The organism is Calyptranema fuscum S582, from assembly GCF_055793305.1.
Window position 1 is genome coordinate 86,366 of record NZ_JBSLYH010000031.1, and the last position, 13,410, is coordinate 99,775.

Below are 13,410 nucleotides of genomic sequence, written 5' to 3' on the forward strand. Positions count from 1 at the left end.
GATTTGAACCATTGATGCTTGCCAAATGTATTTTGAAAGCCGCGCTCCGCGCGGCTTTCAAAATACATTGAACTGTATGCGCCAAATTGAAAGCGGAGTGCCGGGGGCAACGCCCCCGGCACTCCGCGTAGAAAGTTGCAGGTTAAGGATTGGGAAAAACTTGCGATCGCTTGACTAACCGACGGGGCGTATTAGATTGTTTGATGCGATGGGAAATCATAGACGAACCCAGGGCACAGCCAATGGCGATCGCACCCAGCGACCAGGCTGGATTAGAATCATGCCCTTTGGCAATGGCAACTGGCGGTGCAATCCGTTCGGCTTCAGCCAGTTTTGCCTGGCGATCGGGTCCTAAACTCACCAAACTGAATGTAGCAATGCCACCCACCAGAACCATGGCAACCCAGGCACTGGTCAACATAAGCCGAGGTCGATGGCGAATGAGTTGTAGCAGTGGGTGCGTCTTAAGCCGTTGCAGCTGATCGATCAGTTGGTCGGTGTAGAATTTGACCCCTGGATGAGTCTTTTTTTGGCGATATCGGCTATTGCTCTGCTCATCCATGGTTTATCCCTCAACGCCCCTGGTGTTTAAGCTACATCAGATGTGCCATCGTGGCGATCGCTACGTATCATAATTCTAACCTTCGGTTTTCTCCATGGTTAATCCAGGAAGAGGTTTGATGACCCTATGCGTTTAGAACCTATCTAAAGAGGTGGATTTTTCTGCTGATAGTAACCGTCGAGACGGTTAAATCAGGAGGTTGTGTGAGAACCCGCGCGGGTTCTCACACAGCCTTTGTCCTCATCAACCCCTCGACTGCTATAGCGATCCTATTTGATTTGTGAACCTGATCAGTTGTGAAAGCGCCCGCCCTTCGGGCGGGCGCTTTCACAACTGATTTAGGATTGCTATATAAAGGACTATCTAGCCACAGATTCACGTAAGGTTTGCTCTAGTTTGAGTAAATTTTGCACCCGCTCTTCTGTGGCAGGATGGGTCGAAAATAAGTTGCTGAATAAGGTTTTAGGCAAAGCGTTCGTAATCAGTAACGGTTCGAATGCTGGATTTCCGGCTAACGGCAGTTGTTTAGCACTGGCTTCCAGACGTTGTAAAGCTCTGGCTAACGCCCGAGGATTTCCAGTCAACCGCGCGGAGCCTGCATCTGCCTCAAATTCACGAGTCCGAGAAATGCCCAACTGAATCACCGTTGCGGCGACGGGAGCCAGGAAAATCGTGAGTAATAAACCCAATGGATTCGCACCATTTTCATCGCGAGACGATCCGCCGAACCACAAACTATAGCTGACGATTTGTGCCAGGAAAGAGATGGCTCCAGCAATTGTTGCTGCGACCGCTTGGGTCAGGGTATCGCGGTTATAAATGTGGCTGAGTTCGTGGGCAATCACGGCTTCCAGTTCATCTTCAGGCAACAGATTGATGATGCCCTGGGTTACAGCAACAGCCGCGTGCTCCGGGTCACGCCCTGTGGCAAAGGCATTAGCCGCAGGCGTAGGCATGATGTAAACCGCAGGCATTGGTAATTGGGCGCGATCGCTCAATCGTTGTACCATGCGATGCAGTCCGGGAGCCTGACTGGGTGTAACGGGTTGAGCACCATAGGCAGTCAGGGCGATCGCATCGGAAAAGTACCAGGACCCCAGATTCATCACAGCTGCCAGACCTACTCCCATCAGCGCACCCGTGGCACCCCCAATCAGCCAATAGCTGATGCTGATCAACAGCGCACTCAACAGCCCTAATAAAGCAACCGTTTTAAATTGATTCATACCCCACATCTCCTTTGGGTTCAATGCCCGTAAAGCATTTCATTTTTCTTTCATTATTACGAGTTCCCCTTGAGAAAGCACGTCAGAAAACCCTAATGCTCAGGTACGGATTTATCGACCTCAGGATCGTGGATTAAATTAGATCGGTTAATTGGCTGATCCTTATTAAGATTCCCCTAAGCAAGATTCAGGGACGATCAGCTTACGTTTAATATGCGAGTAGCTGTTCTTGGCAAAATAGCCGTATGCAACCCCAACAAATACAGGAAATCATCGACCTTCGTGCCCGCAATTTAACGCCCAAACAAATCGCCAGAAAGATGGGATTGCGCGTTTCAGACGTTGCCGGAGTGATCAAACATCATGCCGCTGAGGCTACTCTGGCAGCCCAAAATTCTGGCACGTTGCCTCCTCTGTCGGAATGTTTGGCAGATATCGCCTGTGTTCGTACCTTACTAGGGGAAGACGCGATCGCCCCTGAATATCAAACCACGTCTACAAACAGCACCCAGACGACCGATGACAACGCCGAGTCTGATAGTGAAACCGACCAGTTTGGTTCGGGGTTGGGGTTAGTGATTGTTACCCGTTCTACCGGATTTAATCGATTTCTTTCCGCTAGCTATTTAGTAGACTATTGGTGTTTGGGGGTCAAGAGTTGTATTCCACCCCGGCAATTGAATGGCGATCGCTATAGCGACTTTCTCCAACATGCGTATTCCGGCTTTCCGGAGGGTTATCAACCGATCTCGTTAGATCAGGCAAGAGCCATTGTTTTAGGGGCAGTCGAGTATGCCGACCGTCTTGGGTTTAAGCCCGACCCCGATTTTGCCCAAGCCAGAGCGCATCTGGGAGACGACAGCGAATTTGAACGCCTCACGTTTGGACGCAACGGCAAACCGTTTTATTTCTGTGGTCCCTATGATGATCAAGATAAAATTATTGCGACCTTACGAAAATCGGTAGGCGAGGGCAATTTTGACTTTCTCACGGCACTGGGAGACGATCCGCTAGGGGATTTATTTTTGGATGATTATGAATGATTTTGCTCTGGAGTGGGACGAATGAGATTGATCATGCTGGGTGGACCTGGAGCGGGTAAAAGTACGCAATCACAACAGTTATGTACAGATCTGGAGATTGCCAGAATTTCGACGGGAGATATTTTGCTAGAGGCGATCGCTCAGGACACCGAACTGGGGCGACAGGTGCAGGTTTATGTCGAAAAAGGAGAACTCGCCCCCGATGAAATCATCATCGAGTTTATTCGCAATCGGCTTCAGCAATCGGATGTGCAATCGGGTTGGTTGTTAGATGGGTATCCTCGCACGGCATTTCAAGCGGAAGAACTAGACTTTTTGTTAGATGATTTGACCCAAAAGCTAAGTTGGGCAATCTGGCTGGATGTGCCAGAAGCAATATTAGTAGAGCGATCGCTCAATCGTTCACGGGTGGATGATCAGGCAGATGCAGTGCAACGTCGCATTCGGGCATTGCATGAACAAACGATTCCGATGCTGGACTATTACGAGCGTCGTCAGCGGTTATTGCGCGTCAATGGCGACCAGCCGTTAGAACAGGTGCAAGCCGACATTCAACAGGCGATCGGGCGATCGCGTTGAGCGGATAGCGAGGAGGTTGGAGGGCGATCGCAGGTTAAAGAAATTTGTGCTGGCAAATTGCTATGACCCCCAAATTGCTTGTCTCAAGTTTGAGCCATTGTGAAGGGATTTAGATCCCCAGCATCTTAGAGATGCTGGGGATCTTGGGGTGGTGCCAGGTATCAAATTGCTGAACATAAGAAAAATCATGTAAAAGCAGCGTGTTTACAAACTTTAAAAATGCCTAAGACTGTTGCGTGCTACAGTCTACAAGTCTTTGCAAGAGAAAAGAGACTACAACGCTACCTACCACCAACCCAACCCCCCTATACAACATTATCAAAGGAAATTCTCCACGAGGAGAGATTACGATATCAAAAGTTAGTTTGTCGCAATGCAACCAGTTTCCTGCCTTGCGCCAGCCGACGCGATCGCCAAACTTTTCCCAATCGCTATTGTGATCCATCGGGCTGCCGCACTCTTCCCAGATTCTTTTTTGCACACTAAAGCCCCATTTACTGTTGCTATAGGTCAGCCACAGGCGATCGAGGGTGCGCAAATCCTCACAGGGGAACTTCAGCAGATCCTCTCTCTCAACATTCCACCAATTTTTTTTGCCGATAATTTTTAACATCTGGTCAGAGGTTTCTTGATCGGCTTCTTTCCAGCGACCACCTGCCAGATAGTTGAGCAAAGCTCGATAGCGATCAGGAATTTGCTGGCGCACGACCCATAGAGCATTACCAGGGATTTGAGGGTCGGTTGTCCAAGGGCGTAGGGGCGCAGGGCTCTGCGCCCCTACAGATGTGATTTCTGTCGGAGTTGGCAATCGATAATAGTAGACCTTTTCTTCTGAAGTGATCTGGGTTTGGGTGGCTAACCAGGCACAAAACCAGACTGCATCTTCCCAAGTAATCCTGGTAACAGGTTGATTCAGTTGTTCGGGTGAAAACTCAATCAATTGGGCTGTTGAATGAAACTGTCCATTCTGCTGATCTTCAAGAAATTTTTGATATTCGCCGCAAGTAATATAGCTTTCGGTGATAGCACTATGCTCGCTTAGAGCAATGGTATAACGAAGCTTTTGCACCAGAAACATATCAAGTATTTCAGAAATATCAATATCAGATACGTTTGAGACTATCATTGATTTTGAGTATGATCCTAATCTGAAATCAGCTTTAGAAGCATTTAAGATCAATGATTCTAGCCGATCGAGAGTTTTTGAGTCTAGATTTTGACTTTCATGTTTACAGCGGTTTGCCAGTTTCAATACATATACTTTTTCGTCGGATCTATAGGAATCCAAATTGTCTAAAATCGCATTAATTAGTTTGGCAGCATCGCTCATGGCAGCATAAAAACAGATCACTTCTTCCCAGTTGGGGTCTCGCAAGTGTTGCCGCACCACCCTGTCGCGTCCTGTCTGCTTCAGTTCAGCCGCTGCCAGATATTCTTGAAAGGTCTTGTGGGTAAATTCATACAACCCGCTTTCACCACCTGCCAGCAATCCGGCAGTGGTCTGGATTTCTCGTAAAAAGCGCTGGCAAGAGAGGGGTTGGTCGGCGGATGTTTTTTCGGTCAGTCGTTTTTGCATCCAATCGGTTGCATGTTGTGGGGTAAATTGCGTTTGATTTTGCTCAACCAAGTTCAACGCTAACGCTTGCAAGACAGATTGGTTATCTTCGGCACTGGTTAGCGTCAGGCGAGTTTCGCGGCGATTGGGTCGATCTTCTAGCAACAGCGCAAAAATTTTCTGATAGAGCGTGACCCGACGAGTTGGCAACGATTCATAGGCTTCATGGGTGGCAGCAATAATGGTGATCAGCAACGGATTTTTTGCCAGATCACTGAGCGATCGGTTAGCAAATAGTTGGCGGCGCAAGTCTTCTGCTGCTTTTTGGGCATCGGCTTGGCTCTGGGCTTCAGCTTGCTCTTGAGACAGGCGTTGTGCAGGAGGTTTCTGCTGACTTTCGTCCCAGTTGGGTTTCCAGGTCAGTTCCCAAGTGATGAAGCGATACCACTTGTTGATGAAGTCTTCTTTTTCGTCATTGTTGAAGTCCTGAATCTCAACCCGTTGTACCCCTTCAAACAAGCTACTGTCATAGCCGTGCGGTCTGGAGGTAAGGATAAATTGACTGGCATAGTTTTGCAGTTGCCAGTTTGCCCAACGGCTGACTAACTCTCGCCGAGAATCGGGCACTTCATCTAATCCATCGAAAATTACCAGACACTCCCCTTGTTCGAGCCGTTTTTTAAACCAGGCAGTAGAACTGCGAAGTTCCTGGCAACGAGGAAGTTGCTGGATTTGCTACGATCAAATCGGGCAGAGAGGGCGTGGTGATGGTTTGAATCTGGGCGTGAAACTCTCGAAACAGCAACAGCACGGGAATCAATTCCCGCGCATTTTGGGTTTGATAGGTCTGGTTAGCATAGCTGAGGCTGAGATATCGAGACAGCGTGGTTTTGCCATATCCAGGGCTGGCGATGATAGCAATCAGCCGATAGGGAAATGATGCTGGAGCATGGCTGACTTTGGGCAATAAATCCCAAATGTCTTTGACAAGATGACGATGAATGGATTTCCCTGGATCAGCATCCAATCGCAAGGGTACATAGACTTCTTCGAGTGCCAACCGGGGTAAATATCCCTTAAACCCTTCGACTTTGAGGTTATAGCAGTGGGTTTTGAGCGCTTCGAGATAGCGTTGTTGAAATTGAGAAAACTGGCTAAGGGTTCGGTTGATCTGGGCTTCGGTGCCATCCAGTGTGTGTTCGACCATGCGATCGACTTTTGGCGCTAATCTGCTAACCACCTTAATGCCAAACCACACACCAGCCGCTACTAACAAAAATTGTCCAGCGTTAAACCATTGTCCTGCAAACGCTTTACTAATTGAGATACCCGCTAAGACTCCAGGTATTCCAGTATTGATCAACTTGGAATCCAGTAGTTTTCGGACATCTTCGAGAGTAATGGGGGTGTAGCCAGGTTGCGGTGGTGGGACGGATGGCTGCGACATAAGCACTGAGCAAACCTGCTGGACGGAAAACAGGTTCTAAGATTCTAGCCTTGCGATCGCAATCAAGACGAAATTTTCTCGGTGCCTCCAGGCTCATCACACGGGCAAATCAGCCCGAGGATTAAAGGATTCTACCTGACGCAATTTTTCGTAGAGGTCGCGTTCTTGGGGCGTTAGCTCTTTGGGCATGATGATTTGCAATTCCACGATCTGGTCGCCGCGTCGTCCGTCGATCGGGTAGCCTTTGCCGCCCAGCCGCAATTTTTGACCGGGACGCACCCCAGAGGGGATCATCATTTTCACTAAACCATCCAACGTGGGCACTTCGATCGCCCCTCCTAGCACCGCTTCACTGGGGGTAATCGGCACTACACAATAGATATCCGACCCCTCTAGTTTGAAAAAGGCATGGGGTGCTACGTCAATATTCAGATACAAGTCGCCACCGGAGACGCCTTGACCGCGCAACCGAATTTTTTGCCCTGATACCATGGCGGGTGGCATATTGACTTCAAGCGATCGCCCGTCTTCCAGGCGAATGCGTTCGCGCCCGCCCAGATATGCCTTATCGAGCGGCACGGTCAGCCGTGCTTCGGCATTGCGGGGTCCCGGACGAGTGACGGTATAGGCAGTTTTGCTGGTTCCGGGTCGATAGGGATCACGAGCCGCCACATCAGCAGCAGTAGCCGTGCGCGTCGTGGTCGTGGTGGCGGCTTCCGCACGACGGTTGAGCAGTTGATCGACAAAGGTATTGAAGTCAGAAAACTGGCTAAAGTCAGCTTCATCCAGAGGCACTCGACCCCCGGAACGCGTCCCCCAATTTTTGGCACGCGGCGTCGATCCACCCTGAAAGGCACCTTTGTTCCAGTACTGGCTAAATTTGTCGTATTGCGATCGCTTGGTCGTATCCGAGAGAATTTCGTAGGCTTCGCCAATATCTTTAAATTTTTCTTCCGCAGCTTTATCACCCGGATTCAGGTCGGGATGATACTGCCGTGCCAGTTTTCGGTAAGAGCGCTTAATGTCTTCAGCGGTTGAATCTCTGGGAACACCCAGAATTTGATAATAATTGCGGAAGTTTTGCATGGGTAGTCAACGACAGGCGATGGTCAATTCCTGAGAGTTAAAGGTGGAGTTGGATACGTTACAACCACTCATCCTCATCTCCCCAGTCTTCATCGTCATAGCGATTGGGGTCGTTGTTATAGGCAGGACGACGACCGGGTTGAGATGACGATCCATAGCGATCGCGGTCGTTCACCGAGGTTCGGCTGTTGCGTGGGTCGCGGTCATCCCATTGATCGCGGGGTGCAGGGCGATCGCGGGGTGCAGGGCGATCGCGATTTTCCCAATCATTCGGGGGTTGGCGATCGCGATCGTCTTTAGGATTGCGGACAGCTGGGCGATCGTCCCATTGATTGCGGACGGGCTGGCGATTGGGGTCATTGCGCATCGGCTCTCTGGGCAGATCACGCGGTTCCCAGCGATCGTCACGGGGAGGTTGCCGATCCCAGGAGTCGCGCGGTGGCTGACGATTCCACGACTCTTGCCGATCCCAGCTATCACGCGGCGGTTCGCGGCGGGTATCCCAGGAGTCGCGGCGAGTATCCCACGGGTCCGGGCGATCGCGGCTATCCCAATAATCCAGGTCATCATCATCGCCAAACAGGGTGCGTTTGATCGATCCGAGAAATCCCCCTTCTTGCTCTTCTTCCTTATCGAACTGATACACTTCCCGGTTGAGTTCATAAATCGCGTCTTGCAACCCCGCCTGAGCGATGTCGATACCCCGCTCATCACCTTGTTGCAGACAGTTGCGCAAATCTTTGATCAAATTTTCGATGCGGCGACGATGCCCACTGGCAAACTGCATGCCAAAATCCAGCGCCACTTCGCGCAGCAACCGTTCTGCCTGGAAGGTCAACGCTTCTGCCCGTGTTTTTTTCTCTACCCGCTCCCGTCGGGAGCGATCTTGATCGGCAAACCGTTCTGCATCCAGGATCATCCGCTGCACTTCCGATTCACTCAGCGTCGAGGCACCCTGAATGGTGATGCCTTGCTCACGTCCGGTGGTTTTATCGACTGCGGTCACTTGCAAGATGCCGTTGGCATCAATATCAAACGACACCAGCACCTGAGGTACCCCACGCGGAGCCGGAGGAATGCCCATCAGTTTGAAGCGACCTAGGGACTTGTTATCAACCGCCATTTCCCGTTCGCCCTGAACGATATGAATTTCGACCAGGGTTTGGTTATTTTCGGCAGTCGAAAACACATCAGATCGACGTACGGGGATCGTGGTGTTGCGCGGGATCAATTTTTTCATCAAGCCGCCGATCGTCTCTAGCCCCAGAGATAAGGGCGACACATCCAGCAGCAAAATATCGCGCACTTCCTGAGTCAGAATTCCCGCTTGAATTGCTGCACCGACAGCCACCACTTCGTCGGGGTTAACATTTTCGTTGGGTTCCAGATCGATCAGCGATCGCACCAGTTGCTTAACCATGGGCATCCGGGTAGAACCGCCCACCAGCACCACTTCATCGATACGAGCAGGGTTGAGCTGGGCATCACTCAGGGCTTGCTTGACAGGCCCCCGCAGACGAGCAATTAAATCGCCACACAACCCTTCAAACTGCGATCGCGTCAACCGCGTTTCTAAATGCTTGGGTCCATCTTCCGTCGCCGCAATAAAGGGCAGGTTAATCTCTGTGACGCTGACGCCCGATAGCTCGATCTTGGCTTTCTCGGCGGCTTCCATCAACCGTTGTAATGATTGGCGATCGCGCCGCAGATCAATTCCTTCCTGTTCTAAAAACTGATCGGCTAACCAATCGACAATTTTTTTGTCAAAATCGGTACCGCCCAATTGGGTATCCCCGGCGGTCGCCCGCACTTCAAAGACGCCATCGCCCACATCCAAAATCGACACGTCAAACGTGCCACCACCCAGGTCAAACACCAGGATGGTTTGATTGTCTGAGCGATCGAGTCCGTATGCCAGCGATGCCGCTGTCGGTTCATTTAAAATGCGCAGCACTTCCAGCCCTGCAATCCGTCCGGCATCACGGGTGGCTTGCCGTTGCGAGTCGTTGAAATAAGCCGGAACGGTAATCACTGCCCCTGTGACCGGCTCGCCCAGGTAACGGTTGGCTTCGTCTGCCAGCTTCCGCAAGATCATTGCCGAAATTTCTTCGGGGGCAAACTCCCGCTGCACGCGAGGGCACTTAATTTTAATGTTGCCATTCTCGTCTTTACGAATCGTATAGGGAACCCGTTTCGACTCCGGGTTCAGCTCGGCATAGCGGCGACCGATGTAGCGCTTGACGCCAAAGTAAGTGTTTTGCGGGTTGAGCACCGACTGCCGTCGTGCCATTTGCCCAACCAGTTGTTCGCCTTCTTTGCTAAACCCTACGACCGAGGGCGTCGTCCGCATCCCTTCTGAGTTGGCAATCACCACAGGTTTGCCGCCTTCCATGACGGCAACCACTGAGTTGGTTGTCCCCAAATCAATGCCAACGACTCTTCCCATGCGTTGCGATGCTCCGTGTTTTACAGTGTCTTACAGATTGTTGCGAACATTTGTCTAACATATTGTATCTTGCTACCGAGAATGCTCAGTAGGTGAGATAACCGTCAAAATTTTTCAGGGTCGGTTATGCCGCTCCCGGAACCGCTTTTGTTAACGGGTATTGTTGAATCCTGGTATGAATTTGAATGGGAAACCTTCGGTTTCCCATTCAAATTCATACCTAAAACCAACAACGCCTGTTAACGAGATGCCCGGTTTAAAAATAAAGTCACCAGGCTCTCAATCAAGCGATCGCGTTCCATGGGAATGACATCGTTGCCATGTAAAACATCTTGAGCAAGAAAAAAGGATACCAGAGATCCCATAAAAATTCGGGCAGCTGCTTCTGGGTCGGGTAGATCTAGCTCTGGGCGAGATTTGAAATACCGGGATAGTACTAGTTGAGATTTTTGAATAACAGTGCGGCAATAGAGTTGGGCAAGGTCAGGGAAGCGATTCGATTCAGCAATAATAATGCGAAACAGCGCCAGATAGTCTTCATTGGTCATTTTATTGAAGTAGGCATGCGCTAAACGCCGTAAGACAATATCGGGTTCTCCTTCCAGGACTTCCGTCCCAAACTCCAGTTTGATGCGTTCGATCGTGACGCGCCCAATTAACGCTGTAAATAACCCCTCTTTATCTTGAAAGTGGCTGTAGATCGTCTGTTTTGAAACTTTTGCCGCCGCTGCCACCCGATCCATACTGGTCTCGGCATATCCCCGACTGAGAAAAACTGCCAGTGCCCCCTGCAAAATTTGATCTCGTTTTTCGACGTGACCCACCTCTGGATTGGCTGAATCGTCTACAGGCTTGATCATGCTCCATTGTAAAAATAAAAACGGCGTTGCTGATTTGGGGTATGACACTTGGTGTGAGTGCCTCGCTTTGCGAGGCATTCACACCAAGTGTCATATCTGAATTAAGCAATGTCATAAAAACTTGCGTAAGACGCTTGCTCGTTTGTAATGAACAGCCTAGTATGATTCATACTAGACCGTCCAGTTTGATCAGGCTAATATTTGCGACCGTTACAAATTAATGGGGTGCTGATGTCGGGAACGAATGTGAAATCGTTGGTTTCACGGTCACATTCATCCCAATATTCAGCAATACCTAAATTACTGGATGAAAATCGGGGTTACTGCTTATGACCCAATCGTTGTCGGAACCCTCGCCACAAACTGAGGTGGCATTACCGCCCAAAAAACGGGCTAACCCCCGTATCTTGATCCCCATAGCATTACTCCTGGCGGGTGTGGGCGTGGCTGCCTGGTACTGGCTCTCTCGTCCCGAAACCGACCATTTAGAATTGAGTGGTCGGATTGAAGGCTATGAGACCGACATTGGCACCAAAGTGGCGGGTCGGGTTGAAGAAATTACCGTCCGAGAAGGAGAGACGGTCAAATCAGGGCAATTGCTGGCGAAATTGGATGATGCGGAGCTAAAAGCGCAAATCCAGGGGGCGATCGCCGCTGTGAATGCGGCGCGTCAGCAAGCTACCGATGCCCGCTTACAAATTTCTGTGATTGAGAGTCAGATTGCGGAAGCACAATTGAATCTGCAACAGTCTCAGCAAGATAGCCAGGGTCGGGTGTCTCAGTCAGAAGCTCAGGTGGCATCAGCGATCGCCCAGTTACGACAGGCAGAAGCTCAGGTGGTGCAGGCACAATCTGAACTGCGGTTGGCACAGCTCAATCGCGATCGCTATGCGCAGTTGGCACGTGATGGCGCAGTCACCCAACTGCAAGCAGATCAGGCAGTGACAACGTTTGAAACGGCACAGGCAACCCTACGCAGCCAGGAAGCGGCGGTCGAAGCGGCTCAGCGACAGGTAAACGCCTTTCAAGGGGGCTTAGCCCAATCTCGCTCCACCGATTGGAATCCAGATATTCGCCTCGCCCAGATCAACCGCCTGAACACTCAACTGCAACAAGCCAGAACTCAACTCGCTGCTGCCCAGGCAGATGTTGCCAATGCTGAAGCCAATCGCGATCGCATTCAGGCACAGCTAGACGATCTGACGATTAATAGCCCGATTGATGGTGTGGTTACCGTTCGCAGTGTCGAACCGGGTACCGTTGTTACCACCGGCAAAACGTTACTCACCCTGGTGAATTTGAACACGGTTTATCTACGCGGCTTTATTCCAGAAGGTGAAATCGGTCATGTGCGGGTGGGGCAAGCTGCCCAGGTTTTTCTCGATTCCAATCCCGATCGCCCGTTTACAGGACAGGTAGCTGCTGTCGATGCCCAGGCATCGTTTACCCCGGAAAATATTTACTTCCGTGACGATCGCGTGCAACAGGTGGTTGGCATTCGCATCCAGCTTGATGACCCGGCAGGCTATGCCAAACCGGGGATGCCAGCCGATGCCGAGATTGTGTTGGATGATCAAACGGATCCCAATTAACAGGGATCCCCGGAACGCGCAATCCACCGCGCCTTCATACCTCGACCTGGATTGAAAGATTGCTTGCGATCGCCCTCTGATCAAAGAATTCTGATCAACGAATGGGGTTCATGGCGTCTCCATATCCCTGCCGATCCCATTCCAATTGGGACAGCGATCGGCTTCTACGCCAATAAACGCGCCCGATCGCGGCTCTCCCGTTTCACTGTCTCTCCCTGCTCCCCTCACGCCTGATGTGCCATGACCTATCTGCAACGTTCTGAGCTAGAGTCTGCCGCTCACCCCTCTTCTCTGATGATTCAGGTACAGGGGTTAGAGAAGCGCTACGGCAAGACGCTGGCAGTGCGGGGCATTCATTTTCAGGTGAATCGGGGTGAAATTTTTGGGCTGATTGGCCCCGACGGTGCCGGTAAAACCAGCACGTTTCAAATTCTGGCGGGGGTGATGCAGGCAAGTGCTGGAACTGTTCAGGTGTTGGGGCGATCGCCCCGTGATGCGAGGTTGGGAATTGGCTATCTCACTCAGCAGTTTTCTCTATATCTGGATTTGAGTATTGATGAAAATCTGCGCTACAGTGCGGGCTTGCGAGAAGTGCCAGCGGAACGGTTTAAACAACGGCGCGATCGCTATCTGCGGTTAATGAATTTAGATCAGTTTGGCGATCGCCTGGCGGGAAGACTGTCGGGTGGTATGAAACAAAAATTGGCGTTGTGCTGTGCGTTGGTTTCGCAACCGGATGTCTTATTGCTAGACGAACCGACGACGGGGGTTGATCCGGTTTCGCGACGTGAATTTTGGGATGTATTGGCAACCCTGGCGAATGATGGGGTGACGATCGTCGTTGCCACGCCCTATCTAGATGAAGCCGAACGCTGCAACCGCATTGCGTTGATGTATGACGGGGAAATTCAGCAAACCGGCACGTTGATCGAACTGCGGCAAAGTCTGGGTTTACATCGCCTGGAGGTGCGGACAAGTCAGTTGGAAGCAGCAGAGCAGGTGTTGTTGTCGGTG

General features: G+C 50.8%; 11 protein-coding genes. 4 read left to right on the plus strand and 7 right to left on the minus strand.

Features of this window, described 5'->3' with window-relative positions; genetic code table 11:
* Positions 1–142 precede the first annotated feature (142 nt).
* Together ACR6Z4_RS20160 and ACR6Z4_RS20165 are read right to left on the minus strand one after the other, a co-directional pair.
* Positions 143–562: a hypothetical protein gene (locus tag ACR6Z4_RS20160; RefSeq protein WP_479719107.1), complete on the minus strand. Its 420-nt coding sequence runs from the start codon at positions 560–562 to the stop codon at positions 143–145.
* 359 nt (positions 563–921) lie between these two features.
* Entirely contained in the window at positions 922–1,788 is an 867-nt protein-coding gene (locus tag ACR6Z4_RS20165; protein WP_479719108.1) for a M48 family metalloprotease, read from the minus strand.
* A 245-nt stretch (positions 1,789–2,033) separates the two neighbouring features.
* On the opposite strand from ACR6Z4_RS20165, the gene ACR6Z4_RS20170 reads away from it, so the two are divergent.
* Together ACR6Z4_RS20170 and ACR6Z4_RS20175 are read left to right on the plus strand one after the other, a co-directional pair.
* The gene (locus ACR6Z4_RS20170) at positions 2,034–2,831 is read left to right on the plus strand and encodes a DNA-binding response regulator (protein ID WP_479719109.1); all 798 of its coding nucleotides are present in this window, start codon (positions 2,034–2,036) and stop codon (positions 2,829–2,831) included.
* A 21-nt stretch (positions 2,832–2,852) separates the two neighbouring features.
* On the plus strand, positions 2,853–3,410 hold the full coding sequence (locus tag ACR6Z4_RS20175) for an adenylate kinase (RefSeq protein ID WP_479719110.1): 558 nt from the start codon (positions 2,853–2,855) through the stop codon (positions 3,408–3,410).
* A gap of 223 nt (positions 3,411–3,633) precedes the next feature.
* On the opposite strand, the gene ACR6Z4_RS20180 is transcribed toward ACR6Z4_RS20175, so the two are convergent.
* The 5 genes from ACR6Z4_RS20180 to ACR6Z4_RS20200 all read right to left on the minus strand — a co-directional run bounded on the left by ACR6Z4_RS20180 (position 3,634) and on the right by ACR6Z4_RS20200 (position 10,804).
* Complete coding sequence (locus ACR6Z4_RS20180) at positions 3,634–5,592, minus strand: GUN4 domain-containing protein (protein ID WP_479719111.1); 1,959 nt, start codon at positions 5,590–5,592, stop codon at positions 3,634–3,636.
* A 52-nt stretch (positions 5,593–5,644) separates the two neighbouring features.
* Positions 5,645–6,412 (minus strand): hypothetical protein, encoded by a 768-nt coding sequence (locus ACR6Z4_RS20185; RefSeq protein WP_479719112.1) that lies wholly within the window; start codon positions 6,410–6,412, stop codon positions 5,645–5,647.
* A 96-nt stretch (positions 6,413–6,508) separates the two neighbouring features.
* Complete coding sequence (locus ACR6Z4_RS20190; RefSeq protein WP_479719113.1) at positions 6,509–7,498, minus strand: DnaJ C-terminal domain-containing protein; 990 nt, start codon at positions 7,496–7,498, stop codon at positions 6,509–6,511.
* 58 nt (positions 7,499–7,556) lie between these two features.
* Positions 7,557–9,944: a molecular chaperone DnaK gene (gene dnaK / locus ACR6Z4_RS20195; protein WP_479719114.1), complete on the minus strand. Its 2,388-nt coding sequence runs from the start codon at positions 9,942–9,944 to the stop codon at positions 7,557–7,559.
* A gap of 239 nt (positions 9,945–10,183) precedes the next feature.
* Positions 10,184–10,804, minus strand: a complete 621-nt coding sequence (locus tag ACR6Z4_RS20200; protein WP_479719115.1) for a TetR/AcrR family transcriptional regulator — start codon at positions 10,802–10,804, stop codon at positions 10,184–10,186.
* A gap of 329 nt (positions 10,805–11,133) precedes the next feature.
* Between ACR6Z4_RS20200 and ACR6Z4_RS20205 the strand changes: the two genes are divergently transcribed.
* Both ACR6Z4_RS20205 and ACR6Z4_RS20210 read left to right on the plus strand, forming a co-directional pair.
* On the plus strand, positions 11,134–12,396 hold the full coding sequence (locus ACR6Z4_RS20205; RefSeq protein WP_479719116.1) for an HlyD family secretion protein: 1,263 nt from the start codon (positions 11,134–11,136) through the stop codon (positions 12,394–12,396).
* Between the two features lie 240 nt (positions 12,397–12,636).
* The coding region (locus ACR6Z4_RS20210; RefSeq protein WP_479719117.1) for an ABC transporter ATP-binding protein at positions 12,637–13,410 on the plus strand (774 nt) is incomplete at its 3' end.

Bases quoted from the DNA above. Each gene is read 5' to 3' on its own strand.
- ACR6Z4_RS20190 (WP_479719113.1), bottom strand. From the start codon at position 7,498: ATGCAAAACTTCCGCAATTATTATCAAATTCTGGGTGTTCCCAGAGAT.
- ACR6Z4_RS20205 (WP_479719116.1), top strand. From the start codon at position 11,134: ATGACCCAATCGTTGTCGGAACCCTCGCCACAAACTGAGGTGGCATTA.
- ACR6Z4_RS20165 (WP_479719108.1), bottom strand. From the start codon at position 1,788: ATGAATCAATTTAAAACGGTTGCTTTATTAGGGCTGTTGAGTGCGCTG.
- ACR6Z4_RS20185 (WP_479719112.1), bottom strand. From the start codon at position 6,412: ATGTCGCAGCCATCCGTCCCACCACCGCAACCTGGCTACACCCCCATT.
- dnaK (WP_479719114.1), bottom strand. From the start codon at position 9,944: ATGGGAAGAGTCGTTGGCATTGATTTGGGGACAACCAACTCAGTGGTT.
- ACR6Z4_RS20170 (WP_479719109.1), top strand. From the start codon at position 2,034: ATGCAACCCCAACAAATACAGGAAATCATCGACCTTCGTGCCCGCAAT.
- ACR6Z4_RS20175 (WP_479719110.1), top strand. From the start codon at position 2,853: ATGAGATTGATCATGCTGGGTGGACCTGGAGCGGGTAAAAGTACGCAA.
- ACR6Z4_RS20200 (WP_479719115.1), bottom strand. From the start codon at position 10,804: ATGATCAAGCCTGTAGACGATTCAGCCAATCCAGAGGTGGGTCACGTC.
- ACR6Z4_RS20160 (WP_479719107.1), bottom strand. From the start codon at position 562: ATGGATGAGCAGAGCAATAGCCGATATCGCCAAAAAAAGACTCATCCA.